The organism is Roseovarius sp. JB2-10 (assembly GCF_055693585.1).
Map to the genome: position 1 here is coordinate 2,389,298 of NZ_CM146337.1, position 24,033 is coordinate 2,413,330.

The 24,033-nt window shown below is 59.1% G+C and carries 27 protein-coding genes; 19 read left to right on the forward strand and 8 right to left on the reverse strand.

The genetic code is table 11. The features are described from left to right. The first annotated feature begins 77 nt into the window (after positions 1-77). From dusA to ACZ1HJ_RS12030, 4 genes are all read left to right on the forward strand, one after another. Positions 78-1,112, forward strand: a complete 1,035-nt coding sequence (gene dusA / locus ACZ1HJ_RS12015) for a tRNA dihydrouridine(20/20a) synthase DusA (protein ID WP_472718901.1) — start codon at positions 78-80, stop codon at positions 1,110-1,112. A 70-nt stretch (positions 1,113-1,182) separates the two neighbouring features. Then, complete coding sequence (locus ACZ1HJ_RS12020; protein WP_472718902.1) at positions 1,183-2,007, forward strand: sulfite exporter TauE/SafE family protein; 825 nt, start codon at positions 1,183-1,185, stop codon at positions 2,005-2,007. Continuing rightward, a complete protein-coding gene (locus ACZ1HJ_RS12025; RefSeq protein WP_472718903.1) occupies positions 2,001-2,789 on the forward strand; it encodes a hypothetical protein in 789 nt (262 codons plus the stop codon). The genes ACZ1HJ_RS12020 and ACZ1HJ_RS12025 overlap by 7 nt, the downstream gene beginning before the upstream one ends. Before the next feature lie 258 nt (positions 2,790-3,047). Then, positions 3,048-4,148: an NADH:flavin oxidoreductase/NADH oxidase gene (locus ACZ1HJ_RS12030; protein WP_472718904.1), complete on the forward strand. Its 1,101-nt coding sequence runs from the start codon at positions 3,048-3,050 to the stop codon at positions 4,146-4,148. Between the two features lie 260 nt (positions 4,149-4,408). Here ACZ1HJ_RS12030 and ACZ1HJ_RS12035 read toward each other — a convergent pair whose 3' ends face one another. From ACZ1HJ_RS12035 to ccmI, 4 genes are read right to left on the reverse strand one after another with little or no spacing between them, the layout of a single operon-like run. Next, positions 4,409-4,651 carry a DUF1289 domain-containing protein gene (locus tag ACZ1HJ_RS12035; RefSeq protein ID WP_472718905.1) on the reverse strand — a complete coding sequence of 81 codons (243 nt, stop codon included), beginning with the start codon at positions 4,649-4,651 and terminating at the stop codon, positions 4,409-4,411. Beyond that, positions 4,648-5,124: a Holliday junction resolvase RuvX gene (gene ruvX, locus ACZ1HJ_RS12040; protein ID WP_472718906.1), complete on the reverse strand. Its 477-nt coding sequence runs from the start codon at positions 5,122-5,124 to the stop codon at positions 4,648-4,650. Before ruvX ends, ACZ1HJ_RS12035 begins: the two co-directional genes overlap by 4 nt. Beyond that, complete coding sequence (locus tag ACZ1HJ_RS12045; protein ID WP_472718907.1) at positions 5,121-5,411, reverse strand: hypothetical protein; 291 nt, start codon at positions 5,409-5,411, stop codon at positions 5,121-5,123. Before ACZ1HJ_RS12045 ends, ruvX begins: the two co-directional genes overlap by 4 nt. Continuing rightward, positions 5,408-6,364 carry a c-type cytochrome biogenesis protein CcmI gene (gene ccmI, locus ACZ1HJ_RS12050; RefSeq protein ID WP_472718908.1) on the reverse strand — a complete coding sequence of 319 codons (957 nt, stop codon included), beginning with the start codon at positions 6,362-6,364 and terminating at the stop codon, positions 5,408-5,410. The genes ACZ1HJ_RS12045 and ccmI overlap by 4 nt, the downstream gene beginning before the upstream one ends. Positions 6,365-6,575: 211 nt before the next feature. On the opposite strand from ccmI, the gene ACZ1HJ_RS12055 reads away from it, so the two are divergent. The 6 genes from ACZ1HJ_RS12055 to ACZ1HJ_RS12080 all read left to right on the forward strand — a co-directional run bounded on the left by ACZ1HJ_RS12055 (position 6,576) and on the right by ACZ1HJ_RS12080 (position 12,803). Next, a complete protein-coding gene (locus ACZ1HJ_RS12055) occupies positions 6,576-7,820 on the forward strand; it encodes a sarcosine oxidase subunit beta family protein (protein WP_472718909.1) in 1,245 nt (414 codons plus the stop codon). 169 nt (positions 7,821-7,989) lie between these two features. After that, positions 7,990-8,259 carry a hypothetical protein gene (locus ACZ1HJ_RS12060; RefSeq protein WP_472718910.1) on the forward strand — a complete coding sequence of 90 codons (270 nt, stop codon included), beginning with the start codon at positions 7,990-7,992 and terminating at the stop codon, positions 8,257-8,259. Positions 8,260-8,346: 87 nt separating this feature from the next. Continuing rightward, positions 8,347-8,904, forward strand: a complete 558-nt coding sequence (locus ACZ1HJ_RS12065) for a hypothetical protein (RefSeq protein ID WP_472718911.1) — start codon at positions 8,347-8,349, stop codon at positions 8,902-8,904. After that, complete coding sequence (locus ACZ1HJ_RS12070; RefSeq protein WP_472718912.1) at positions 8,898-9,227, forward strand: sarcosine oxidase subunit delta; 330 nt, start codon at positions 8,898-8,900, stop codon at positions 9,225-9,227. The genes ACZ1HJ_RS12065 and ACZ1HJ_RS12070 overlap by 7 nt, the downstream gene beginning before the upstream one ends. Next, positions 9,224-12,241 (forward strand): sarcosine oxidase subunit alpha family protein, encoded by a 3,018-nt coding sequence (locus ACZ1HJ_RS12075; protein WP_472718913.1) that lies wholly within the window; start codon positions 9,224-9,226, stop codon positions 12,239-12,241. The genes ACZ1HJ_RS12070 and ACZ1HJ_RS12075 overlap by 4 nt, the downstream gene beginning before the upstream one ends. Next, complete coding sequence (locus ACZ1HJ_RS12080; RefSeq protein WP_472718914.1) at positions 12,234-12,803, forward strand: sarcosine oxidase subunit gamma; 570 nt, start codon at positions 12,234-12,236, stop codon at positions 12,801-12,803. Before ACZ1HJ_RS12075 ends, ACZ1HJ_RS12080 begins: the two co-directional genes overlap by 8 nt. A 56-nt stretch (positions 12,804-12,859) precedes the next feature. Here ACZ1HJ_RS12080 and ACZ1HJ_RS12085 read toward each other — a convergent pair whose 3' ends face one another. Then, a complete protein-coding gene (locus ACZ1HJ_RS12085; RefSeq protein WP_472718915.1) occupies positions 12,860-13,138 on the reverse strand; it encodes a hypothetical protein in 279 nt (92 codons plus the stop codon). A gap of 188 nt (positions 13,139-13,326) precedes the next feature. Between ACZ1HJ_RS12085 and ACZ1HJ_RS12090 the strand changes: the two genes are divergently transcribed. After that, positions 13,327-13,926 carry a superoxide dismutase gene (locus ACZ1HJ_RS12090; RefSeq protein ID WP_472718916.1) on the forward strand — a complete coding sequence of 200 codons (600 nt, stop codon included), beginning with the start codon at positions 13,327-13,329 and terminating at the stop codon, positions 13,924-13,926. A 143-nt stretch (positions 13,927-14,069) separates the two neighbouring features. On the opposite strand, the gene ACZ1HJ_RS12095 is transcribed toward ACZ1HJ_RS12090, so the two are convergent. Together ACZ1HJ_RS12095 and ACZ1HJ_RS12100 are read right to left on the reverse strand one after the other, a co-directional pair. Beyond that, positions 14,070-14,375, reverse strand: a complete 306-nt coding sequence (locus ACZ1HJ_RS12095; protein WP_472718917.1) for a hypothetical protein — start codon at positions 14,373-14,375, stop codon at positions 14,070-14,072. Positions 14,376-14,526: 151 nt separating this feature from the next. Further along, complete coding sequence (locus ACZ1HJ_RS12100) at positions 14,527-15,264, reverse strand: FadR/GntR family transcriptional regulator (protein WP_472718918.1); 738 nt, start codon at positions 15,262-15,264, stop codon at positions 14,527-14,529. A gap of 83 nt (positions 15,265-15,347) precedes the next feature. On the opposite strand from ACZ1HJ_RS12100, the gene ACZ1HJ_RS12105 reads away from it, so the two are divergent. The 7 genes from ACZ1HJ_RS12105 (at position 15,348) to ACZ1HJ_RS12135 (ending at position 20,864) form a co-directional block, all read left to right on the forward strand. Then, positions 15,348-16,133 (forward strand): DUF2182 domain-containing protein, encoded by a 786-nt coding sequence (locus tag ACZ1HJ_RS12105; protein ID WP_472718919.1) that lies wholly within the window; start codon positions 15,348-15,350, stop codon positions 16,131-16,133. Positions 16,134-16,136: 3 nt separating this feature from the next. After that, complete coding sequence (locus ACZ1HJ_RS12110; protein WP_472718920.1) at positions 16,137-16,841, forward strand: DUF1326 domain-containing protein; 705 nt, start codon at positions 16,137-16,139, stop codon at positions 16,839-16,841. 1 nt (position 16,842) lies between these two features. Then, positions 16,843-17,352 (forward strand): DinB family protein, encoded by a 510-nt coding sequence (locus ACZ1HJ_RS12115; protein WP_472718921.1) that lies wholly within the window; start codon positions 16,843-16,845, stop codon positions 17,350-17,352. 11 nt (positions 17,353-17,363) lie between these two features. Further along, complete coding sequence (locus tag ACZ1HJ_RS12120; RefSeq protein WP_472722203.1) at positions 17,364-18,461, forward strand: dimethylsulfoniopropionate demethylase; 1,098 nt, start codon at positions 17,364-17,366, stop codon at positions 18,459-18,461. Positions 18,462-18,517: 56 nt separating this feature from the next. Next, on the forward strand, positions 18,518-19,510 hold the full coding sequence (acuI, locus tag ACZ1HJ_RS12125; protein ID WP_472718922.1) for an acryloyl-CoA reductase: 993 nt from the start codon (positions 18,518-18,520) through the stop codon (positions 19,508-19,510). Positions 19,511-19,663: 153 nt separating this feature from the next. Continuing rightward, positions 19,664-20,248, forward strand: coding sequence for a hypothetical protein (locus ACZ1HJ_RS12130; protein ID WP_472718923.1), 585 nt, complete (start codon positions 19,664-19,666; stop codon positions 20,246-20,248). 115 nt (positions 20,249-20,363) lie between these two features. After that, positions 20,364-20,864 (forward strand): GNAT family N-acetyltransferase, encoded by a 501-nt coding sequence (locus tag ACZ1HJ_RS12135; protein ID WP_472718924.1) that lies wholly within the window; start codon positions 20,364-20,366, stop codon positions 20,862-20,864. 78 nt (positions 20,865-20,942) lie between these two features. Here the strand turns inward: ACZ1HJ_RS12135 and ACZ1HJ_RS12140 are convergent, their stop codons facing one another. Then, positions 20,943-22,538 carry a GMC family oxidoreductase gene (locus tag ACZ1HJ_RS12140; protein ID WP_472718925.1) on the reverse strand — a complete coding sequence of 532 codons (1,596 nt, stop codon included), beginning with the start codon at positions 22,536-22,538 and terminating at the stop codon, positions 20,943-20,945. A 107-nt stretch (positions 22,539-22,645) separates the two neighbouring features. On the opposite strand from ACZ1HJ_RS12140, the gene ACZ1HJ_RS12145 reads away from it, so the two are divergent. Continuing rightward, positions 22,646-23,878 carry a TRAP transporter substrate-binding protein gene (locus ACZ1HJ_RS12145; protein ID WP_472718926.1) on the forward strand — a complete coding sequence of 411 codons (1,233 nt, stop codon included), beginning with the start codon at positions 22,646-22,648 and terminating at the stop codon, positions 23,876-23,878. The last annotated feature ends 155 nt before the right edge of the window (positions 23,879-24,033 follow it).

Sequence of the window (24,033 nt, forward strand, 5' to 3'; positions counted from 1 at the left end):
CTATCCATGCGCCGCCGCGGGGAACGACATCTTCGCACATCAAAAGGTCTGAAATGGCGCAGGGTGCCCAAGAAAAAATGGAATTGGCAGTGTCGGTGGATGCATCGACAACTGCGCCTGTGCCCGGTCAACGGGCCAGGACAACCCGTGCTGCGCGCCTGTCTGTTGCGCCAATGATGGATTGGACGGACCGTCATTGCCGATATTTGCACCGGCTGCTGTCGCACAACGCCCTGCTTTACACCGAAATGATCACGGCGCCCGCTTTGGTACGGGGTCAGGCCATGCATTTGCTGGACTATTCAGCGGCGGAACATCCCGTGGCGCTTCAGCTCGGTGGCTCTGATCCGGCCGAATTGGCGCAAGCTGCGAAACTGGGTGCCGAGGCCGGATATGATGAGATCAACTTGAATATCGGCTGCCCATCGGACCGGGTCCAATCCGGCACGTTCGGGGCCATTTTGATGCAGGAGCCCGGCCTTGTGGCCGAGTGCTGCGCGGCCATGATCGAAGCGGTGGATATCGACGTGACCGTCAAATGCCGCATTGGCGTGGATGACCAAGACCCCGAGCAGGTCCTGCCTGAGTTTCTAGCCCGGGTCAGTGCCGCAGGCGTGGGCCGGTTTGCCATTCACGCACGCAAGGCTTGGCTCAAAGGGCTCAGCCCCAAGGAAAATCGTGACATTCCGCCGCTGGATTATGATCTGGCGTTGCGCATGAAAGGGCTCTTTCCCGCATTGCATCTGAGCATCAATGGCGGGATCACAACGCTGGAACAGGCGGAGCAGTTTCTGGCGGCAGGCATGGACGGGGTGATGTTTGGTCGGGCAGCGTACCATCACCCAACGGATATTCTCTGCGCGACTGACCGGCGCATTTTTGGCGCCGATACACCCGATACGACACCCGAGCAGGCGGTCGAAGATATGCTGCCCTACATCGAAGCGCATCTGCGCGATGGCGGTCGACTGCATCAGATCACGCGTCATATGCTGGGCCTCTTTTCGGGTCAGCCGGGTGCGCGGGGCTGGCGACGCACCTTATCCGAAGGCGTGAGCAAAAAGGGGGCGGGTCCGGAGCTTCTCCGCGAGGCTCTGGCCCACGTGACATGACAAAAACCAATTGTCGGCGGGGCGCAAATCCGGTCTATGTGGCGGCAGATACGTAACAGGACCTTTCACCATGCCGGACCCTTCTTTGCTTTTTGCCATGCTGGTGCTGCTTTTGGTGATCGGAGCCTTTGCGGGCGTGCTGGCAGGCCTACTGGGTGTTGGCGGCGGGATCGTCCTGGTCCCAGCATTTTTCTATGCGTTTCAAACCTTGGGCTATAGCGGCCCGCAACTCATGCAAATCTGTCTGGCAACGTCCTTGGCCACAATCATCGTGACTTCGGTCCGGTCTGTCCTGAGCCATAACAAAAAGGGCGCTGTGGATTGGGATATCCTGAAAACATGGGCGCCGGGCATTGTTCTGGGCGCTCTCATCGGTGTGAGCGTCGCCTCCAACCTCAGCTCGGTTTTCCTGCAGGGTGTTTTCGGCATCTTGGGCATGGTGATCGGCCTCTACATGGGGTTTGGCCGCGCGGAATGGCGTCTGGGACAGGCCATGCCAACGGGCGTTACCCGGGCCATATTCTCACCGGTTCTGGGGTTTTTCTCGGTGCTGATGGGCATTGGTGGCGGCAGCTTTGGTGTGCCGCTCATGAGCCTTTACAACACGGTGATCCACCGGGCTGTGGCGACTGCGGCGGGGTTTGGCGTGACCATTGCCGTGCCGTCGGTGTTGGGTTTTTTGTTTCTGAACATTGCGCCTGAACATCGCCCGCCTTTCACAATCGGGGCCGTAAATCTGCCTGCCTTTTTCACCGTGATCGCGATGACGCTTGTGACCGCACCTTTGGGTGTCAAACTGGCCCATGCGATGGATCCTAAACCGCTCAAACGGGTGTTCGCCGTGTTCCTGACGCTTGTGGCTCTCAACATGTTGCGCAAGGCCATGGGATGGTAGCCGCCCTTTTCGACAAGGGCTGGGCCCTGTTTCCGGCGGAGCCTGCGGTGATGGACTGGGTCCGCGTGGCGCACGATCTGGCCAAAGAGCGGGTCCGCGACCCGGAAGAGCAGCGCCAGTGGCTGCAATGCGAAGGCACGTGGTTTGTGGGAGTGGATACGCTGCCCAACATACCGGACGGTGCAATCCCGGGTGCAGGTCCCTTGTCCGGAGAGGCCTATGCCGCCATGTGCGCGGCCTACGGCGCGCTGCCTCTGCACCGCGCGCAGGTGTCGGTGATGTATCCTGGCTATCCCCGCCCGCGTCAGGGCGAAGGGCAGGGCGCGTTTAACTACCGTCTGAAACGCGATGCGGCCCATGTGGATGGTCTTCTGGCGGTGGGTAATGATCGCCGCAGGATGCTGAAGGAACGCCATGCCTATATTCTGGGTCTGCCTCTGACACGATGCTCTGAGGATGCCAGTCCTTTGGTTGTCTGGGAAGGCAGCCACCATATTATGCGCGCGGCTTTTGAGGCCGCGTTGGGCAATGTGCCCGAGGCGGAATGGGCCGATTTCGACCTGACCGAGATGTATCAGACCGCCCGGCGCACGGTGTTCGAAACCTGCCCCCGCATCACATTGCCAGCGAAACCGGGTGAGGCCTATCTGGTGCACCGCCACGCGTTGCACGGAGTGGCCACTTGGGCGGAAGACGCAAAAGCTCCACCCGAAGGCCGCATGATCGCGTATTTCCGCCCCGAATTGCCGACCGGATCGAAAGATTGGCTGACTGCACCGTAGAAGATGAGCGTATCCGAATTTTGCCTGCCGTTGCAGCTTGATGATCGCAAAGCGGATGAAGCGGTAATTGCCGCCTGCGCCGTCAACGTTTGCTTGGATCAGCGGCATGCATATTTGTATTTTGCACATTTTGGAACGTGACCTACGGCGCAGTGTCGAAAGAGCTTTTCTTTGATTTGAGTTTCGCCTTTTATTCCAGACGCCTCACGCCCCGATCGTTGGATGATCGAAAATATCAATATCCGTTAAGGAAAATTCATGTCTGCAAACCTCTTCACGCCGTTCCAAATCAAGAATGTAGAATTCAAAAACCGGATCGGTATGTCGCCGATGTGCCAGTATAGCTCCACCGATGGTGTCGCAAGCGATTGGCACATGGTGCATCTGGGCGCACGGGCCGTTGGCGGCGTCGGCTTTATCATGACCGAATGCACTGCCGTCTCCGCAACAGGACGCATTTCGCAAGGCTGTGCCGGGCTGTGGAACGAAGAACAAGTTGCAGCCTTGAAGCCGATTGTCGCGTTGCAGCGCCAATTCGGAGCTGTGACAGGTATCCAAATATCGCACTCTGGCCGCAAAGGCAGCGCAGCCACAGCGCTTGAAGGTGGAAGCCACCTGGATGCCGATGATCCGAACGGCTGGGAGACCGTCGGCCCGACCGCTGATGCCTTTGATCCAGATGGCACCCGGCTTTGGAAGGCTCCGCGCGCCCTTTCAGTCCCCGAAATCCTCGAAATTCAGGACCAGTTCGTCCAGTCTGCCAAGCTGGCGCTTGAGGTCGGGTATGATCTGCTGGAGGTGCATTGCGCCCATGGTTATCTACTGCATTCGTTCCTGACACCTTTGGTCAACACCCGTACAGACGACTACGGAGGTGATCTGCGCGGGCGCGCGCGGTTCCTTTTGGAAACCGTCGAAAAAGTGCGCGCCGTTTGGCCTCAGGACAAGGCGCTTTCTGTGCGGCTTTCGGTGCACGATTTTGTTGATGGAGGTCTGACCCTTGATGACACAATACAAGTTGGCCTGTGGCTGAAGGAGCTTGGAGTCGACATTCTAGATTGTTCTGGAGGTGGCGCTGTGCCAGAGGCGCGTGGCGCTATCGGGAACCGCACTGCGGAACAGCCTGACATGGCGGGTGAAGTGCGCAAGGGGACGGGTTTGCCCGTCATGGCCGTGGGCGGCATCACCGATCCGAAACAAGCCGACGCGCTTGTAGCGAACTCCTGCGCGGACCTCGTATTGCTCGGTCGCGAAATGATGCGTGACCCTCATTGGGCCTTTAACGCGGCAAAAGAATTGGACGTGAATCCGCGTCACGTGCTTGCCGAACAATACGGATTTTTTGTCGGGGCTGCATGATGGCATAGCCACGATTGCCAACGTGCTCATCGCTCAAACCGGGTTCACCAATTCTGTTGCGTCATACCGCATGTTAATGCGGGGCATTCGTGTTGCCATCGACAAGCAGAGCTTGGTGCGACATAGCCCAGAAGGATGACGATCCCGAAGGTATTGCGAATGCGTCAAGTTCTTTGAGCCGGACATGCGCCACATTGCGGCATGCTAGTAAGCTGAACGCCAAACAGACATTCGGCATTCCTGAGCCGACTAGGTTCTCATCACTTCCCGCGCGCCATACGTGCGGCCCGGCCACCGCGTCGTTTGCGCAGCAAAGGCGCGCGGTCCGGTAAATCCGCCATGATGTCCCGGCGCTCGTCATTGCTCATCTTCGACCAGCGGGCGATCTCATCGATTGACCGATAACAGCCCGTGCAAATCCGCGCCTCAGGATGCACCACGCAGATGCGCACGCAGGGGCTTTCGACCTCATCGCGGGTCCAGACGGGAATGTCATCGCTCATGGTGTGGCTCTCAGATGGCTCAACCGGTCCAATACTCCTTGCAGGATATAGGACGCGGCGATGTTATCTATGACCTCGGCACGACGTTTTCGTGACGCATCCGCCTCAAGCAGCGCTTTTTCCGCCGCCACGGTCGACAAACGTTCATCCCAGAAGCCGATGGGCAGATCGGTCAGTTTTTCCAGATTGCGGGCAAAGGCGCGGGTGGATTGGCATCTCGGGCCTTCGCTGCCGTCCATATTACGGGGCAGGCCCAGGATGATCCCGGCAATACGCCGATCCTTGGCGATCTCCAGCAGCCGCGCGGCATCAAGGCCAAACTTGCGCCGTTTGATCGTTTCAAACGGGCTGGCCACCGACAGCATCCCGTCCGAGATGGCCACGCCAATCGTTTTGTCCCCCAGATCAAGGCCCATGACCGCCCGCAGACCGGGCAGGGCCTCGGCAAACTCTTCGATTGTCTCGGTGATCATTCCGCGACCCCGGCCTGTTGCGCGGCATTGCGGATCAACGCAAGCGCCTCGGGGGCATCCCAGAAGGTTTTCTGCGCATCTTCCCAGGTCGAGGCGGCCTGTTTGGTTTCGCCCAATACGCCGTAGGCCGAAATCAGGCGGGCCCAGTCAACGGGGGCCACGGCCTCGTTTTCGACCCGGTCTGCCAGATTGCGGACCATGCCACGGATCATCTCCATGCGCTCTTCGGGTGTCATGTCCTCCGCGGCAGCAATATCATCGGCCGTAGGGCCGCGCGCCGGTGTCATGGGGGCGTCACCCGGCAGGGGGGCAATTCGTATTCCACGCCCGCGCGCCAGGCCAAATCTTCGATCTGGGCGCGGATCGGGGGCACCCACGGCGCGTCGGCTGCGCTTTGCCGCAGGAGCTCTTCCCACATGCGGAACGCGGCATCCGGGCGATCAACCTGCATCAGATAGGTGCCCAGATAAAAGCGCGACGTGGGATGGTTTGGATCCTTAGCGAGAGAGGCGCGCAATGCCGATTCTGCCTCCACCGAGACATATCCACCCGCCGCCGCAATCATCAAATCGGCCAGCAGCCCGTGATCCGACGCGGTGGCATCCTCACCCTTTGCCTCAACCAGCTTCGCCTGCGCTTTATACGCGGCCTCGACATTGCCAAACGCCGCCTCGTTGCGCACCAGAAGGCTTAGCCCGCGCAGATCACCGGGCCGGTCTTTGACCGTTTGGCGCAGGCGATCCATCAGGGCGGCATATTCCGGGTCCGCTTCCCGGGCGGGTGCGCGGGGCGGCGCCATCAACTCGGCGTTGGATTGGCTCAACCGTTCCAACCGCGCCTGATCCGACGCGGCGAGGCGCACTTTGAGGGGCAGATCACCCAGGCCCGGAGCGCCGATTTGGGTGTAGAGCCCGACAGCACCCGCCAGTGTCAACGCCAGCAGACCCAGTGCGACCACGGGAGACTTGCCGCGCGCACCGCCGTCACCTGCGTGATGGGCGTGCAACTCGGCATCCGCGGCCAGAATCCGGCGTGAGACTTCTGTTCGGACTTTTTCAGCCTCCTCGGCGCTCATCACGCCGCGGGCCAGATCGCGGTCCACTTCCTTGAGCTGATCACGGTAAACCTGGAGGTCATAGGCCGCAGGTGCGACATCGCCCGCGCGGCCACGCAAAAGCGCCAGAGCCAAAATGGCTCCCACCCCGAGGGCCAGCGATGCAACGACAATCCAGAAAACCATAATCTCTCCCGTTCACCCCCATGTAGCGGTGCGCGGGGTGGGAAAAAGACCTAACCCATCACAACAGGGTCAGGCGGGGTGCGCCCCGACGTCGCGATGTCGCGATTTTGATGTTTTGTGCCGCCGTCAGTGTGCCATCTGGCCTCAAATCGGCGCATTACAAAACCTGACGCAGAATTCTGTGCTGCCACCCCAAAACCCGAGATCGCGCATGAAACGTTATTCCGCCTTTGCCGTTGCCCGTGAAGCTGCCCGTTACCACATGGGCTGGGAACGCGCCTGGGCCTCGCCCGAGCCCAAGAAGAAATACGATGTCATCATCATCGGGGCAGGGGGGCATGGTCTGGCCACGGCGTTTTACCTGGGCAAGAATTTTGGCATCACCAATGTGGCGGTTCTGGAAAAGGGCTGGCTCGGCGGGGGCAATACTGGGCGGAACACCACGATCATCCGCTCGAATTATCTGCAGGATCCGTCGGCTGCGATCTATGAAAAGGCCCGTTCGCTTTACGAGACGATGAGCCAAGATCTGAACTACAACGTCATGTTCTCGCCCCGGGGCGTCATCATGCTGGCCCAGACCGAACATGAGGTGCGTGGATACAAGCGCACGGCCCATGCCAATGCGCTGCAAGGGGTGACCACCGAATTCATCACGCCTGCGCGGGTCAAGGAAATCGTGCCGATCATCAATCTCGACGGTCCGCGCTATCCGGTGCTGGGTGGCCTCTGGCAGGCGCGCGGCGGCACGGCGCGCCACGATGCGGTGGCCTGGGGCTACGCGCGGGCGTGTTCGGACATGGGCATGCACATCATCCAGAAATGCGAAGTAACCGGCGTGCGCACCGAAGGCGGCAAGGTTGTCGGCGTGACCACCAACCGGGGCGATATCGATTGCGACAAGCTGGGCATGGTGACGGCGGGCAACGCGGGCCATGTGGCGGGCATGGCGGGCTTCCGTCTGCCGGTCGAATCCGTGGCGCTTCAGGCGCTGGTGTCTGAGCCGATCAAGCCGTGCATGGATTGCGTCGTGATGGCCAACACGGTGCATGGCTATATGTCCCAGTCCGACAAGGGCGAAATGGTCATTGGCGGCGGCACCGACGGGTTCAACAATTACACACAACGCGGGTCCTTCCACCATATCGAGGAAACCGTGCGCGCCCTGGTCGAGACCTTCCCGATGGTCGCGCGCCTCAAGATGCTGCGCCAGTGGGGCGGGATCGTGGATGTGACCGGGGATCGCTCGCCCATTCTGGGCACTACACCGGTTGAGGGTATCTTCATCAACTGCGGCTGGGGCACCGGTGGCTTCAAGGCGATTCCAGGCTCCGGCTGGGGTTTTGCCGAGCTGATGGCCAAGGGGTATTCGCCGCTAACTGCCGCTTTCGGTCTGGATCGTTTCTACGAAGGGCGATTTATCGACGAGAGCGTGGCTGCCGGGGTGGCGCATTAATGAACGTCCATGTTTTCAAGGCTGTCGCACCCCGCCGGGCGGAAACTGGCCGAGAGGCGTCTGCGCAACGCGCGGGCTTTAGCCGGTTTTGCCCGGGGTTTTCCGCTTATTCTTCTCATCTACCTGCCGCGTCCCCATCTTTGTTTGTGCAAGGAAAGGAGACCATGCCATGTCAAATTACGATCAGTGGCGCGACACGCATAACTACTCGCGCGGCGCAATCGATACCGGCAGTACAGGCTCAGGTCTGCTCTGGCTATTCGTGGCCGTTGCGGTTCTGGGTGTGCTCGTGCTTGTCGGCTCTCTCGGGGGCGGATCGACTGTCACGCAACACCCCGGTGGGGCCGGCGCGGATGCCGTTGCTGTCCCAACTGAACCGGCAGACGGCGGTACAAGTTCGACCGGCGCCGAAGCAGTCGGCACAGTGCCTATCGAATAACACCAAAACTCACGGGATTATCTCGGGCGGGTGCCAATCGGTGCCCGCCCTTGGCGTGTTCGTCAATGCCAAGCGGAGCACACACTGATGCGCTCCTCGCTGATCACTGACGCTATTGGCCTCCTAAGTCTGGCAGTTTGGCTGTCTCTTTCTTGCTATTTTGCTTTTTCTTTGAACGCTGAGTTTTTCCAAAGAATGGGGGCTTTTGGTGTTGCAACCGTTGTGGCGTATTTCACTTTCGTTCGCCACGCTGCTGCCCATCCAGTTCTGTTGCTGGAAAGATTAGCCCTGATACGTAAAACCCAACACTTGCACACTGAAGCCATCTTGAGCGCCAACAGAAATGCCTCAGTTGTCGCGGCTTACTTGAATCGTACGCGTGTTGAACTCGGTTGCTCCGAAGCAGAAGGCTTAACTTTGATGGCGAAGTGTTTAGACGAGCGTCGTTTGGATGAGAATGATATGTCGGCGGAACACATTATTGAGACATTTTCGTCGTTGGATGCAGAAGCGATTAAGGCAAACAATAACGTGGAGACTACACGTTGGTTTTCTGAACGCTTCCAAATGATCTTATTGGTCTTGTCGACCCTACAGTGGGGTTTTGGAGACCTCCTGATATCCGAGGAGTTCCTGATATGTTGATCCTGACCTGCCCCTGCTGCGGCGTCACTGGCGAGGAAACCGAATTCCACGCGGGCGGCGAGGCGCATATCAAACGTTTTGGTCCCGGCTCAACCGAAGAGGATTTCCACGGCTACCTCTTTGCCAAGGAAAACGCCAAGGGCGTGCATTTCGAACGCTGGCGGCACAACAATGGCTGCGGCAAGTGGTTCCATGCCGCGCGCTGCACCGTCACGCTTGAGGTTTTCGGCACCTATTCGGCCCAGACCTATGAGCCCCCGCAAGACATCAAGGACAAGATCTCGGCCAAGCGGCCGGGCTGGAGCTGGAGAGAGTTCGCATGAGCACACGTCTGGCCACGGGCGGCCGCCTTCTCAACAAGGACCGCGCGTATAACTTTACCTTCAATGGCAAGCGCCTGACTGGTTATGCGGGCGATACGCTCGCTTCGGCCCTTCTGGCAAACGACCAGATGCTGATTGGCCGGTCGTTCAAGTATCACCGCCCGCGCGGCGTGGTCGCCAGCGGTGCCGAAGAGCCCAATGGCATCGTCGGCATGGGCGATGGCGCCAAGTTTGAGCCCAACCAGCGCGTCACCACAACCGAGCTTTTTGATGGCCTGACCTGCGCCAGCCAGAACCATTGGCCAAGCCTCGAATTCGACGTGGGCGCGATCAACACCAAACTGTCGCGGTTCCTACCCGCAGGCTTTTACTATAAGACCTTCATCAGCCCGCGGCCCTTCTGGAAACATGTATACGAGCCGATCATCCGCAAATCCGCCGGTCTGGGCAAAGCACCCAAGGACCGCGATCAGGATACCTACGAGCATTTCTATGCCTTCTACGACGTGGTGGTGATTGGTGGCGGTGTGGCCGGTTTGCAGGCCGCACAGGCCGCCGGAAAATCCGGTGCGAAGGTATTGCTGATGGAACAAACCGCCCATTTGGGCGGGCGCGCTCCCGTCGATGGCGGAAAGGTTAACGGCGGTCCTGTGGATAAGTTCGTGGATGAAATTGTCTCCGAACTGGAAACAATGGATAATGTCACGCTGCGCACCCGGATGATGGGCGCAGGAGTTTATGACCACGGCTATGTCGTTGGCTATGAGCGTGTGAATGATCATCAGCCTTCGTCCGATGGCCCACGGCACCGTTTGTGGCGCATTCGCGCGGGTCAGATCATCACCGCCACCGGCGCCATCGAACGTCCGCTCAGCTTTGCCGGGAATGACATTCCGGGCGTTCTTCTTGCATCCGCTGTGCGCGATTATGCGGTGAATTACGGTGTTTCCATCGGTGATCGCACCGTTATCGTAACCAATAATGACGACGCTTACCGTACGGCAATTACCCTTAAAACGCTGGGTCTGGACGTGCCGGTCATTCTTGATGCAAGGGTTTTGCCTGAAGACAGCACATTGATGGCCGAGGCTAAGGCGCTGGGCATCCGCGTGATGATGGGCCATGGCATTGCGTCAGTCAAAGGCGGCAAGCGCGTCACCGGCGTTGAGATTTGCAGTCAGGCCGGCGAAGGCGCGGTGCTGGAATCCGTTGACTGCGATGCGGTTGCGATGTCGGGCGGCTGGTCACCCGTGGTGCATCTGTGGTCCCATTGCGGGGGTAAGCTGCTTTGGAACAACGATTTTGCGATGTTCCAGCCCGATGTGGATAACCCGCCCAAAGGTGCCAATGGCGAGGGTTTCGTGATCCCGGCCGGGTCCGCCAATGGCGCAATGGATCTGGGCGCGGTTCTGGCCGATGCCGATGCAGCCGGTAAAGCGGCCGCCAAGGCGACGGGGCACAAACCCGGCAAGGGCAAAGCACCGGAGGTTGAGGCCGTGGACGAGGCCGCGATGGCGGCCGTGTGGATGATGCCGCAGGGCGCGGGCATCAAGAAGCGGATGAAAGCGTGGCTGGATTATCAGAACGACGTGAAGGTGAGCGACGTGCAACTGGCCGCGCGCGAAGGGTTTGAAAGCGTAGAGCACGCCAAGCGCTACACCACGTTGGGCATGGCCACGGATCAGGGTAAGTTGAGCAATATCAACGGTCTTGCGATCCTTTCTGATGCGTTGAACCAACCGATCCCGCAGACGGGCACCACCACGTTCCGCCCGCCTTACACACCGATTTCGCTTGCTGCGATTGCCGGTGAGGCACGTGATGAGCGGTTCCAGCCGATCCGCAAGACGCCCATGCACGCGTGGCACGAGGAAAACGGCGCGTTCTTTGAACCCGTGGGCCAGTGGCGCCGCCCCTATGCGTTCCAGAAACCGGGCGAGGAGGTGCATGACGCTGTCACCCGTGAGATCAAGCAAACGCGTGACAGTCTGGGCCTGCTGGATGCGTCAACCCTGGGCAAGATCATCGTCAAAGGGCCCGATGCGGGGCAATTCCTCGACAAGCTTTACACCAACATGATGTCGACGCTGAAACCGGGCAAATGCCGCTATGGCCTGATGTGCAACGAAAACGGCTTCTTGATGGATGACGGTGTTGTGGCGCGGATCGACGAAGATACGTTCCTGTGCCACACCACCACCGGCGGGGCCGAGAGCATTCACGGCCATATGGAAGAATGGCTCCAGACCGAATGGTGGGATTGGAAAGTCTATACCGCCAACGTGACCGAGCAATACGCCCAGATCGCCGTTGTCGGCCCCAATGCGCGGAAAACGCTGGAAAAACTGACCGACGCGGATATCAGCGCCGAGGCGCTGCCGTTCATGGCCTGGGCGGATATCACTCTGGGTGATGGCATCCCGGCGCGGGCCTATCGCATCTCCTTCTCGGGTGAACTGAGCTATGAGATTGCCGTGCCTGCCAGCCGGGGGCGTGAGCTTTGGGACCTGCTTTTGGCCGTCGGTGCCGAGGACGGCATCACGCCCTATGGCACCGAAGGATTGCACGTGATGCGGGCCGAAAAGGGCTTCATCATGATCGGCGATGAAACCGATGGCACGGTGATCCCGCAGGACCTGAACATGCAATGGGCGCTGTCGAAGAAGAAAGACGATTACCTGGGAAAACGGGCGCAGGAGCGTAGCCACATGGCCGATCCGAACCGCTGGAAGCTGGTGGGGCTGGAGACGGTGGATGGCAGCGTGCTGCCCGATGGGGCCTATTGCGTGGCCGAGGGTGAAAATGAAAACGGCCAGCGCAATGTGCAGGGCCGCGTCACGTCGACCTATTATTCCCCCACGCTCGACAAGGGCATCGCCATGGGGCTGGTGCTGCACGGACCGGACCGCATGGGAGAGGTGATCAATTTTCCCAAGGTGGATGGCGCTGTGGTGAAGGCCAAGATCGTCGATCCCATCTTCTACGATAAGGACGGGGAGAAGCAGAATGTCTAATCCGGTCAGTGCGTTGGATGGCGCAGTTTATGAAGGTTTTGCCAAGGTCGAAGAGGTTGGCCTGTGCGGCATGATCACGATCCGCGGCGATGTGAGTGCGGCCAAGATCAAAAAGGCGGCCGTCAATGCAAGCGGCACAGACATGCCCGGCCAGCGGGAAGTGAAAACCGACAAGGGCCATGCATTGGCATGGATGTCGCCGGATGAATTGCTGGCCATGGTGCCCTATGCGGATGTGGACGCCAAATTAGCTGCAATCGACAAGGCATTGGCCGGGCAGCATTATCTGGCGGTCAACGTGTCAGACGCACGGGCCGTCTTTCGGGTGTCGGGTGCTGGCGCACGCGAGGTGATTGCCAAGCTTTCACCGGTAGATATGTCGCCTGAGGCGTTTGGCCCCGGTCAAATCCGCAGAACGCGCATGGCACAGGTCCCCGCGGCGTTCTGGATTGATGCGGACGGCAACATCACGGTCGTTTGCTTCCGGTCGGTTGCACAATATGTCTTTGATTTGCTCAAGGGTGCTGCCGCACCAGGCAGCGAAGTAGGCGCGCTGGTATAGCGCGCCCGGCCGCAACGGCTCCGGTCACGGAACCGATGCGGCAAAGGCGCTAGAAGTTAGTGATTGCCCCACCGTTTGCGCCAACTGCGGCGTTCCCAGGCGCTGATGAACCGGGGCGAGGGTTTGCCGGCCCGATCACGTCGGCTCTCAATTCGGTCAAACCGGTCCTCAATCACGTCGCGGCGGCCCAGATCAACCCGTTCATCCCGGATGCTCTCGCGCCGGTCGATCCTGTCTTCGATCCGGTCCCATGTCTGACGCGGTCCTGCTTCGGCCGGGGTGGTGAAAACGGTGCCCATGCTGAGGGCGGTGGCGATTAAAATCGTGGTCTTCATTTTAGGCGTCTCCTTTTTGCTCAACAGATTTTCTACGGGCGCCATGAAGGTTTCCGTCGCAAATGCAGATTTCCGGGGTACGGGAATTCCTTGCCAATTGCCGGCGGGCAGGCAGTTGGCCCTTGACCTTCCGGGCCCGAGCCTACCATTTAGGGTCAGACAATCTGCTAATGAACAGGGGGCCCAGAATGGCTTTTGAACTTCCCGATCTTCCCTATGCGCATGACGCGCTGGCCGATAACGGCATGTCGAAAGAGACGCTGGAATATCACCACGATCTGCACCACAACGCCTATGTGACCAACGGCAACGCCGCCATCGCGGGCACCGAGTGGGAAGGCAAATCGCTGGAAGACATCATCACCGGCACGTATGACGCAAGCTCTGTGGCCCAGAACGGCATCTTCAACAACATCAGCCAGCTGTGGAACCACAACCAGTTCTGGGAAATGATGGGGCCGGGCAAATCTGCCATGCCATCCGAATTGGAAGCCGCGCTGAAAGACAGCTTTGGCTCGGTCGATGAGTTCAAATCGCAATTCTCCGCCGCCGGTGCGGGGCAATTTGGCTCGGGCTGGTGCTGGCTGGTGAAAAACGCCGATGGTGGTCTTGCGGTGACGAAAACAGAAAACGGTGTGAACCCGCTCTGCTTTGGCCAAACCGCGCTTCTGGGCTGCGACGTGTGGGAGCATTCCTACTACATCGATTTCCGCAACAAACGCCCGGCCTACCTGACCAACTTCCTCGACAACCTGGTCAACTGGGAAAACGTCGCCTCGCGTATGTGATCTGGCGACCAATTGATAGAAACCCCGTTGGTCGCGTGGCCGGCGGGGTTTTTCTATGGCCCGTGCTGTTTTCAGCTGTCCAGACACTGTCCATTCGATCCGTCGGCGCATATGAAGGCGTGGGCAGACCCGTTGGGCGCGTGTTAGATTCCGTTTGATGCGACGATGGCGTCCAATTTGGCCCATGCACATTGGTTCAGGCCGTGTGCTTCGGTGACCAAAACGCCACTACCGTCCGAGCCCAGGACATGAAGAAGCCCGTTGCGGGAATTCAATTTGTGAAGGTGCAGCCAATGCGCCAGGTTTTTTTCTTCCGCGCATTCCGCAAACGCCGCCCTCTGGGTTTCTTCTGGAAGGGCGCGTCTGGCATCCACGGTCGCGGCATCATCACAGGCCGCGATTGACGTTGCCAGAAGCAGAGTGGCCGAGAGGCGATTGAACAAAGTCAAATGGAACTCCGGACGTTTTGTTGGTGCAACGTTACGCCAGATCGAGAGTGATGGAAACCAGTGGCGACCGCGGATGTGCCTGCCGATGGTTCGCGGTGAGACGCCTTTGGAGGACTGCAGGCCCGCCAATACCCGCGCCGTGGTAGACTGTTTAGCTTGATTTCTTGCTTTGCCGGGCAGCCATCACATCGCGCCCGAGGGTCAGCGTATAGGCTTCCAACTCGTGCAGCGCCTGGCCTGCTTTTTCGGCGTCCATCGCGTCGACCGCATCGGCAATTCGGGTGTGCAGGCGTACGATTTCTTCTCGGGACCGGGCGGTGAAAGTGATCATGTTCATCAAGGGCTGCATCGCCTCGACCGCGCCGGCCAGTTGATACGACAGCACCGGGTTGCCCGCCGCATCCACCAATGCGCGGTGGAACGTCACGTCCGAGGCGCAAAAGCTCTCATCGCTCAGGCCCGGCTGACCCTGACGGTGGATTTCCGCGCGCATTGTGGCCAGATGATCAGGCGACCGGCGTTCGACCGAGAGGGGTGTGCACGCGCGTTCCAACGCGTACCGGGCCTCACACGCAACATCAAAACTGACCGCGTTCATGCTCAGAAGCAAAGTCGAGGTTGTGATCTGCTGACCGTAGGCTTCTTGGTAGCTCAGCCGATTGACGAAGGCCCCGCCAAAGGCCCCGCGCTGCGTGCGAATGAGCGATTGTGCCGCAAGCCGTTTCAGTGCTTCGCGCACGGTCGGGCGCGACACCTGAAACTGATCAGCGAGTTCGGCCTCGGATGGCAAACGCTCATCCACGATCATATCGCCGCCGATGATCGCATCACGGATCGCTTGCGCAATCTGCGCCGACAAATCTGCCTTCTTATCCGGATCAATTTTCATTTGTCTTACATTTAAATGTCTGACATTTTAAAAGCAACCCCAAGGATGCCCTTGGGAAGCCTGTGAGTCGGAGGAAAAGACCGGTGCGCACCATCCTGCAATCGCCCGTGCGAAGCCTGTTATGGCTGGCGTTTTTCGCCACCATTCTGGGCGCGTGGTGGATGATGTACATGATGGCGATGGGCATGGGCCTTGATCTGATCGGTCGGCCCACCGGTGCCATGCAGGCCATGGGTGGCGACATGGCCATGGCGATGACCCGCTTTGGCCCGCTTTTTGCGATGTGGGCGATCATGATGGCCGCGATGATGCTGCCGACACTGGTGCCGACACTGCGCAGCTATGAAGACCTGATGACAAGTGCCGATGGCACGCGGGCCGGGTGGCTCGGCGTCTTGCTGGGCTACTTCGTGGTCTGGGTGGCCTTCGCCGCGTTGATCACGGCGGTGCAATTGTCCCTGCTTTATGGCGGTGTGATCGACATGCTGGGCATCGCCAAATCGCCTCTGTTTGCCGGGTTGCTCTTGTTGGTCGTGGGGGGCTTCCAGTTCACCCGCGCCAAGGAAATCTGCCACGGGGTCTGCCACAGCCCGATGACCTATTTCCTGGGCCATTGGCGCACGGGTTTTGCAGGCGGATTGCGCATGGGTCTGGGCCTCGGTGCATTTTGCGTCGGCTGTTGCTGGGGCTTCATGGCGCTCGGCTTTGTGGGCGGGGTGATGAGCCTTTTATGGATGGGGCTGGCCACGTTTTTCATGGTCTTGGAGAAATTGCCGCAGATCGGTCATCATGTGACAAAACCGATGGGTGTGGCGCTGATATTTGGCGGTCTGGCCGTGCTGGCCCTGCCGTTCATCAACGGAGGATAAATCATGGCGATCAAACGCAAACCGGAGGCTGATAAGCTGCCGGTCTCACAACGGATCGACAACCGGATGCCCAACCCGAAGCGGCGCAAGATGTCGCCCACGGAATGGGCCATCAAGGGCGAGCTTTTCCTGAACTGCTCCTGCACGGTTTTCTGCCCCTGCGTGGTCAGCCTGGGGGCGCATCCGCCGACCGAAGGACATTGCCATGCCTGGATGGCGATTGCGATTGATGAGGGTCATTTCGAGGGTGAAGACCTGGGCGGTCTGAATGTGGGTTTGCTGGTCGATATCCCCGGTCGCATGGGGGAGGGCAACTGGAAGGTTGCGGCCTATGTGGACGAACGCGCCAGCGGCAAGGCCTATAATGGCATCCTGCAGATTTTCAGCGGTCAGGCGGGCGGCACAACGGGCCTCTTCACCATGCTAGTCAGTGAAATCATCGGCGCCGAGCGTCAGAAGGTCGAGATTGTCCGCGAAGGCAAGAAACGCGGCATATACATCGGCCGCAAGATCGCCGGTGAGATCGAAATGGTAGACGGCCTGAGCCCCGATCACCCGGTGATGGTGTCCAATTCGAAATACTGGATGGGCCCCGATATCATCGCGGCTGTGGGCACAAAATCCAAGGTGCGCGACTATGGCCGCGTCTGGGATTTCGGCGGCAAATCGGCAGAGATCTGCCCGATTGATTGGAAAGGTCCAAAGTAAAATGCCAATCACGCCCGCGTGGTGCGCTTTGATGGCGCGCTACAACACCTGGCAAAACCGGAGCTTGGTCGCGGCCGCAGACGGGTTGGACGTCACGGCGCGCGAGGCCGACAGAGGGGCCTTTTTTGGCTCGATCCACGGCACGTTCAGCCATCTTCTCTGGGGGGATCTGATCTGGATGTCGCGGTTTGACGGCGGCACGCCTCCGGCCTCCGGCATTCCAGGCAGTGATCGGTTGTTCCCCGATTGGACCGCGCTGAAGGCAGAGCGGCAGGCCACGGATGCGCGTATCCGCGCTTGGGCCGAAGAAGTTGAGGCCGAGACGTTGGCACGCGACCTGACGTGGCATTCCGGTGCTTTGGACCGTGAGGTGACCAAGTCTTTTGGGTTGTGCGTGGCGCATTTCTTCAACCACCAGACCCATCATCGCGGGCAGATCCACGCGATGCTGACCGCCGCCGGGGCCCGCCCCGGCGATACCGATCTCTTTATCCTGCCCGAGGACATCTAAGACATGAGCGCATTGCTTTCCCCTCGCACCGGCTGCGCCGGACCCCGTTTTCGGACGGTGTCGAAGCCGCGGGCGTCAAAGCCTATACGGTCTATAACCACATGCTTCTGCCGACGGTGTTTCGCAGCGTCGAGGAGGATTACCGCCACCTGAAAGAGGCGGTGCAGGTCTGGGATGTGTCCTGCGAGCGACAGATCGAGCTGCGCGGGCCGGATTCTGGCCGCCTGATGCAAATGCTCACCCCGCGTGATCTGCGCGGCATGTCCGTGGGGCAGTGCTACTACGTGCCGATCGTCGATGAGACGGGGGGGATGTTGAACGACCCGGTTGCGGTCAAACTGGCTGAGGACCGTTGGTGGATATCGATTGCCGACAGTGATCTTCTCTTTTGGGTCAAGGCGATTGCCCATGGTTGGCGGCTGGATGTGCTGGTGCATGAGCCGGATGTCTCGCCTTTGGGCGTGCAGGGCCCGAAAGCGGATGATCTGATGGAGCGGGTCTTTGGCAGCGGTGTGCGGGATGTGAAATTCTTCCGCTACGGTCTCTTTGACTTTCAGGGCACTGAATTGGTGGTGGCGCGTTCCGGGTATTCCAAACAGGGCGGGTTCGAGATTTATGTCGAGGGCAGTGATCTTGGCATGCCGCTCTGGAACGCGCTTTTTGAGGCGGGCAAGGATCTGGATGTGCATGCCGGTTGTCCCAATCTGATCGAACGGATCGAGGGCGGATTGCTGAGCTATGGCAACGACATGAACACCAATAACACCCCGCATGAATGCGGATTGGGCAAGTTCTGCAACACCCATACGGCCATTGGATGTATCGGACGGGATGCCTTGTTGCGCGTCGCCAAGGAAGGCCCGGTTCAGAAAATCTGCCCGGTGGCCATCGACGGCCCACCTGTCCCAACCTGCGATCGCTGGTGGCCCTTGACCGCCGAAGGAACCCGTATTGGCCGGGTCAGTTCAGCCGCGTGGTCGCCGGATTACGATACGAATGTCGCCATCGGGATGGTGCGGATGACCCATTGGACCCCGGGCACGACATTCACCGTTGAAACGCCGGACGGCACGCGCAAGGCGCGGGTCAAGGAAGCGTTCTGGATTTAACGATGCCGCCCCGATGCCATCGGGTTTGCGGATTGGAAAAGATGAGAGGAAACAAGATGTTCAAGGCACTGGTTGTTGAAAAAGATGAAGAAAGCGGCAAGACGAGCGCAGCTGTCACCGAGTTGACGGATGCCGATCTGCCTGACGGCGACGTGACCGTCGCGGTCGACTATTCCACCGTCAACTACAAAGACGGGCTGTGCATCGGGCCGGGTGGCGGGCTGGTGCGCAACTACCCGCATGTGCCGGGCATCGATTTCGCCGGAACGGTCGAGGCGTCGTCGGATGACCGCTACAAGGCGGGTGACAAGGTGGTGCTGACAGGCTGGCGTGTGGGCGAGGCCCATTGGGGCGGGTACAGCCAGAAAGCCCGTGTGCGCGCCGAATGGCTGGTGCCCTTGCCCGAGGGACTGGATGCGCGTCAGGCGATGGCCGTTGGGACCGCCGGGTTTACCTCCATGCTGGCCGTCATGGCGCTTGAAGATCATGGGCTGAGCCCGGATCAAGGGCCTGTTCTGGTGACAGGTGCGGCCGGTGGCGTGGGCAGTGTGGCCACCGCGATCCTGGCCAATCTGGGATACGAAGTCGCGGGCGTGACAGGCCGTCCGGAGAGCGCGGATTATCTGAAATCCCTCGGCGCCACCCAAATCGTGGCCCGTGACGAGATTAACGAGACCACAAAGCGCCCGCTGGAGGCCGAAACATGGGCAGGATGCGTCGATGCGGTTGGTGGCGCCATGCTGGCGCGGGTGCTGGGCCAGATGAAATACGGGGCCTCAGTTTCGGCTGTGGGTCTGGCCGGTGGGGCCGGCCTGCCTGCGACGGTTATTCCGTTCCTGCTGCGCGGTGTGAACCTTTTGGGCATCGACAGCGTGATGCAGCCCTATGACAACCGCGTGCGCGCATGGCAGCGCATTGCCAAGGACCTGCCGATGGACAAGCTTGAGGCGATGATCCACCCGGCCAGCTTGTCTGATTTGCCGCAACTGGGCGGCGATATCCTCAAAGGTCAGGTTCAGGGGCGTGTTGTTGTCGACGTAAACGCCTGAATTTAAAGGCCAGGTTTCAGATTTCAATCAATACCGTCCGTGGGAAGCCCCGGGCGGTATTGTTTTTGTGTGATAAACAATCGCCTGTTTTGTGCCCTATTTCGGACAAATCAAATGTCCAACATCGCCTCGCGTAATTCTAGGAGGCAGGTGATGTCTTTCAAATACGATTTCGACATGTTCTCGGTCATGCCGGCCGAAGTTCAGCAAGAATTTAAAGGCATGTTTGATGAGCTTGGCATGGGCAATGCCATGAGCCAGCAGGTCGCGTTGTTTCGCGATCCGGCTCTGGTTGAGGCGCTTGCGTCAGCGGATGAACAGGTCAAAACCCTCTTCCTGGACTCCGGTTTTGGCCTCAACGTCTATGACAGCGGCGCGCCCGAGGGGCGGTATCCGGGGCATGACGAAGACGCGCGCAACGAATGTGTGCGCAAACTGGCGGATAACATTGCAACCGCGGAAGGCCTGAGCGAGGCGGATTGGGGCGGCTTCAGTATTGAAGAATTCCTGTCGCATCTTGTGACTGCCAAACCGGTTGAAGATATTGGCACAGTCCCGTCAGCCGCGGCGCAGGTGTTTGCACCGGTGGATGATTTCGAAGAAGCATCTGATCCCGTACTGGCCGCGGAACACGTGGAACCCCGGAAACTGTCCTACGCCCGTCTTGGCCTTGTCGCCGGTGGTGCCATGTTGATGGTGTCGACCGTCGGTATTTTGTTCAGCATGGTTCTTGGCTGAGGCCAAAATACCAGCCCGGCTCATTTCGTGCCTCAGCGGTATGCAACTCATATTGCCATGCTTGCGACGAATGTGATTGTCTGCCCGCGACAAAAATGACCTGGGCGGCATATCTGTGACGATCAAACCAAAAATCCGATTGGCGCGCGACAGCGATTTCGACGGGCTGTGGCCGATTCTGCGGGACGTGATCCGCGCCGGTGAGACCTACGCCATCGATCCAAAGATCAGCCGTGAAGGGGCCTTCGAATTGTGGATGAATGCGCCGCGCGCCACCTATGTGGTTGAACTGGGTGGCGACATTCTGGGCACTTATTATGTCAAAACCAATCATGCGGGGGGCGGGGCGCATGTGTGTAATTGCGGCTATATGGTTGCCGCCGCAGCGCGGGGGCAGGGCCTGGCCGCGCAGCTTTGTGTGCATTCGCAGGCCGAGGCGTTGAAGCTGGGATATCTGGCGATGCAGTTCAACCTTGTCCTCAGCACCAACACCGGCGCCATTCATCTCTGGCACAAGCTGGGGTTTGACACGGTCGGGCATCTGCCGCTGGCGTTTGAGCATCCGACAGCCGGGTTTGTTGATGCGCTGGTGATGTATAAATGGCTGGCGGGGTAGGGCGCCGCATCGGCCCCGGCGCATGAAAACAGCGCCTGACCCAAAGGGTAGGGCGCTGTCTTGTTTGTGTGGTGGCGTCTAGGCGTCCGCCAGTATCAGATCACTCGCCTTTTCGCCGATCATGATCGCAGGCGCGTTGGTGTTGCCCGACACGATTTCCGGCATGATCGAACAATCCGCCACGCGCAGGCCCTGAATGCCATGCACGCGCAGCTTTTCATCCACCACCGCATCTTTACCGCTGCCCATCTTGCAGGTGCCGGTTGGGTGATAAATCGACGCCGTATTGTTGCGCGCCCAATCGAGCGTGGCGTCGTAATCATCCATGTCCAGATCCGCATGGGGCCGGAACTCCTCGGATATTTTCGAGGTCAAAGGCGCATGGCGCGCGATGGTACGTGCGATATTCACGCCCGCCACCACCGTCCGGCAATCTGTTTCCGTCGAGAGATAATTCGGAATGATCTTGGGATAGGTGCGCGGATCAGCGCTGTTCAGCCTGATTTCGCCCCGGCTTTCGGGCCGCAGCTGACAGACCGACATGGTGAAGGCTGAAAACTTGTCTGCACCTTTGCCGGGATTCTCCGCTGAAAGCGGTTGTACATGGAACTGAATGTCAGGCGTTTCCTGATCTTCGTTGGTCTTGAGGAACCCGGTGGCCAGACTGGCGGCCATGGTCATCGGACCTGCCCGGAACATCAGGTACTTGAGACCAATCTTGGCCTGTCCAAAGAGGCTGCTGACCTCGTCGTTCAGTGTGGGTTCATTGCATTTGTAGACCAAACGCGCCTGCAGGTGGTCCTGCATCCCTTTGCCGACACCGGGCAGATCCTTGATCACGTCGATGCCGTGTTCCGATAACTGTTCGGCCTCGCCGATACCCGAGACCATCAGAAGCTGGGGCGAGTTGATGGCGCCGCCGCTGAGCACGATCTCGCGCCGCGCATTGACCGTTTGCACCGTGCCGCTGCGGTCCTTGTAACTGACGCCTGTCGCCCGCCCGTCGGTGATCTCGATCTTGTCGACCTGGGCGTGGGTAATGATCTTGAGGTTCTCACGGCCACGGGCCGGTTTGAGATAGGCTACCGCCGAGCTGCAGCGCCGCCCGTTTTTGGCCGTCAGCTGGAAAAAGCCAACGCCTTCCTGGCTGGCGCCATTGTAGTCGGGATTGAATTCATACCCGGCCGCCTGCGCTGCCGCGACCCAGGCATCGGTGATCGGACGCTGGATGCGCATATTCGACACGGACAAAGGCCCGCTGTCGCCGTGGAATTCATCCGCGCCGCGTTCATTGTTTTCAGCGCGTTTGAAGAGGGGCAGGACATCATCCCAGCCCCAGCCCTTGTTCCCCATCTGGCGCCAGCGTTCGTAATCCTCGGGCTGGCCCCGGACATAGAGCAACCCGTTCAGCGAGGATGAACCGCCCAGCACCTTGCCGCGCGGCCATTCGATGGACCGCCCGTTAAGCCCTGGATCAGGCTCGGTCTTGTAACACCAATCAACCGACGGGTTGTGAATGGTTTTGAAGTATCCAACAGGGATATGAATCCAAGGGTTAAGGTCACGCCCCCCGGCTTCAAGCAAGATAACTTTGTTCTTTGGGTCAGCACTTAAACGATTAGCTAAAACACATCCGGCGGACCCTGCACCAATGACTATGAAATCCGCGTCCATCTGGTACCCTCCTAAAAGATTCAAAATAATTCTAGGCAGGTTGGAAAAAATAAGCTAGTGTTTTTTGAAACTAAAAGTCTCATTCAATGAAACCCAGGGAGGAAACTATGGGAACACACAACAAGATCAACCACCTATCGCGACGCGACTTGTTCAAAGTCGCCGGGCGCTACGGTATGAGCTCGACTTTGCTCGCAGCAGGTAGCTTTGGCGGGGCGATGAGCCTTGCAAACTTGGCTTCTGCGGCAGAATCGACATACGAAAAGCGCTTCGCGAAAGAGCCAAAACACACGCTGAAATTCGGCGCTTCTGGCTTCAACGCGCGCAACCTTTTGATCGAACGCGCCGGTGCGCTGGAATTCGCTCGTGACCTCGAATCACGTACCGATGGTGAGATTCGCGTCGAGTTTATCGGCGACAATCAGATCTGTGGTCAGGTGTCTTGCGTTGAAAAAGCGCAGCAAGGGATTGTGGACATCTACGCGGCATCGACTCAGAACTCAGCGGGCGGTGCGCCGTACCTGAACGTTCTGGACTATGCATTCATGTTCCGGAACCGGGCGGATCAGTACCACTTCCTGTATCATCCAAAATCCGTGAACTTGCTGCGTGACCCTTACGAAAAGCGTCACGGCCTGAAATTCCTCTTCAGCCACGCTGAATTGCGCGGGATCCAGTTGGGTCTGGCATGGGAAGACAAGCCAACGGTCACCAGTGTGGAAGAACTCTTCGGCACCAAAAACCGCGTCACGGGCACACAGCTGGGTCGTATTGCGATGACAGCTCTGAACCTGAACCCGGTTCCAGTGGCTTGGGAAGAAACACTCGACGGTCTGAAGCAGGGCCTGATCGATGGTGCGGAAACATGGGCCTCGGCCGTGGCATATGCCAACATGTCTCCGGTTGTTTCCCAGTCTGTCCATCTCGACTTCTTCTGCGGCACCGAGCACACCGCCATGAACGCAGGCGTGTTCGATGGTCTCTCGGGCGAGTTGCAGGATGCAGTTCTGGAAAGCTCCTACTGGGCACAGACACACGTGCAGGCGGCGAACGAAGCGGCTCTGGTCAAGACCGTTGGTCTGTCGGATCCACAACTGCCGAGCACAATCTTTGCGCAAAACAACGTCCGCAACGCCTTCCTTTCGAAGGAAGAGCGCCGGAAAGCCGAAGAAATGTGCTCGCCAGAGTTCCAGCCCCAGCTTTGGGAAGAGTGGCGCGAGCGCCTCAACGGCTGGTCCGGTGGTCAGGACACGTATCAGGAAATCTACGACATTGCGCGTGAGATTGAAGAAGATACGTTGCCAGAAAACGTGGAACCACGTCGTTGGTGGAAAGCCTAATACAGGCTTCGCAGATAAAGAGAGCCGGCCCTGGATCAGGGGCCGGTTTTTTTTAACTGAACCAAGTTTCTCTAGATGTATGCGTTCCGGGTTTTGTCCAATACGAGGCACAAGCCTTCGGAATTTCAACATTTTCCCAAAAGTACTTTGATCTT

Bases quoted from the DNA above. Each gene is read 5' to 3' on its own strand.
- dusA (WP_472718901.1), top strand. From the start codon at position 78: ATGGAATTGGCAGTGTCGGTGGATGCATCGACAACTGCGCCTGTGCCC.
- ACZ1HJ_RS12020 (WP_472718902.1), top strand. From the start codon at position 1,183: ATGCCGGACCCTTCTTTGCTTTTTGCCATGCTGGTGCTGCTTTTGGTG.
- ACZ1HJ_RS12025 (WP_472718903.1), top strand. From the start codon at position 2,001: ATGGTAGCCGCCCTTTTCGACAAGGGCTGGGCCCTGTTTCCGGCGGAG.
- ACZ1HJ_RS12030 (WP_472718904.1), top strand. From the start codon at position 3,048: ATGTCTGCAAACCTCTTCACGCCGTTCCAAATCAAGAATGTAGAATTC.
- ACZ1HJ_RS12035 (WP_472718905.1), bottom strand. From the start codon at position 4,651: ATGAGCGATGACATTCCCGTCTGGACCCGCGATGAGGTCGAAAGCCCC.
- ruvX (WP_472718906.1), bottom strand. From the start codon at position 5,124: ATGATCACCGAGACAATCGAAGAGTTTGCCGAGGCCCTGCCCGGTCTG.
- ACZ1HJ_RS12045 (WP_472718907.1), bottom strand. From the start codon at position 5,411: ATGACACCGGCGCGCGGCCCTACGGCCGATGATATTGCTGCCGCGGAG.
- ccmI (WP_472718908.1), bottom strand. From the start codon at position 6,364: ATGGTTTTCTGGATTGTCGTTGCATCGCTGGCCCTCGGGGTGGGAGCC.
- ACZ1HJ_RS12055 (WP_472718909.1), top strand. From the start codon at position 6,576: ATGAAACGTTATTCCGCCTTTGCCGTTGCCCGTGAAGCTGCCCGTTAC.
- ACZ1HJ_RS12060 (WP_472718910.1), top strand. From the start codon at position 7,990: ATGTCAAATTACGATCAGTGGCGCGACACGCATAACTACTCGCGCGGC.
- ACZ1HJ_RS12065 (WP_472718911.1), top strand. From the start codon at position 8,347: ATGCGCTCCTCGCTGATCACTGACGCTATTGGCCTCCTAAGTCTGGCA.
- ACZ1HJ_RS12070 (WP_472718912.1), top strand. From the start codon at position 8,898: ATGTTGATCCTGACCTGCCCCTGCTGCGGCGTCACTGGCGAGGAAACC.
- ACZ1HJ_RS12075 (WP_472718913.1), top strand. From the start codon at position 9,224: ATGAGCACACGTCTGGCCACGGGCGGCCGCCTTCTCAACAAGGACCGC.
- ACZ1HJ_RS12080 (WP_472718914.1), top strand. From the start codon at position 12,234: ATGTCTAATCCGGTCAGTGCGTTGGATGGCGCAGTTTATGAAGGTTTT.
- ACZ1HJ_RS12085 (WP_472718915.1), bottom strand. From the start codon at position 13,138: ATGAAGACCACGATTTTAATCGCCACCGCCCTCAGCATGGGCACCGTT.
- ACZ1HJ_RS12090 (WP_472718916.1), top strand. From the start codon at position 13,327: ATGGCTTTTGAACTTCCCGATCTTCCCTATGCGCATGACGCGCTGGCC.
- ACZ1HJ_RS12100 (WP_472718918.1), bottom strand. From the start codon at position 15,264: ATGAAAATTGATCCGGATAAGAAGGCAGATTTGTCGGCGCAGATTGCG.
- ACZ1HJ_RS12110 (WP_472718920.1), top strand. From the start codon at position 16,137: ATGGCGATCAAACGCAAACCGGAGGCTGATAAGCTGCCGGTCTCACAA.
- ACZ1HJ_RS12115 (WP_472718921.1), top strand. From the start codon at position 16,843: ATGCCAATCACGCCCGCGTGGTGCGCTTTGATGGCGCGCTACAACACC.
- acuI (WP_472718922.1), top strand. From the start codon at position 18,518: ATGTTCAAGGCACTGGTTGTTGAAAAAGATGAAGAAAGCGGCAAGACG.
- ACZ1HJ_RS12130 (WP_472718923.1), top strand. From the start codon at position 19,664: ATGTCTTTCAAATACGATTTCGACATGTTCTCGGTCATGCCGGCCGAA.
- ACZ1HJ_RS12140 (WP_472718925.1), bottom strand. From the start codon at position 22,538: ATGGACGCGGATTTCATAGTCATTGGTGCAGGGTCCGCCGGATGTGTT.
- ACZ1HJ_RS12145 (WP_472718926.1), top strand. From the start codon at position 22,646: ATGGGAACACACAACAAGATCAACCACCTATCGCGACGCGACTTGTTC.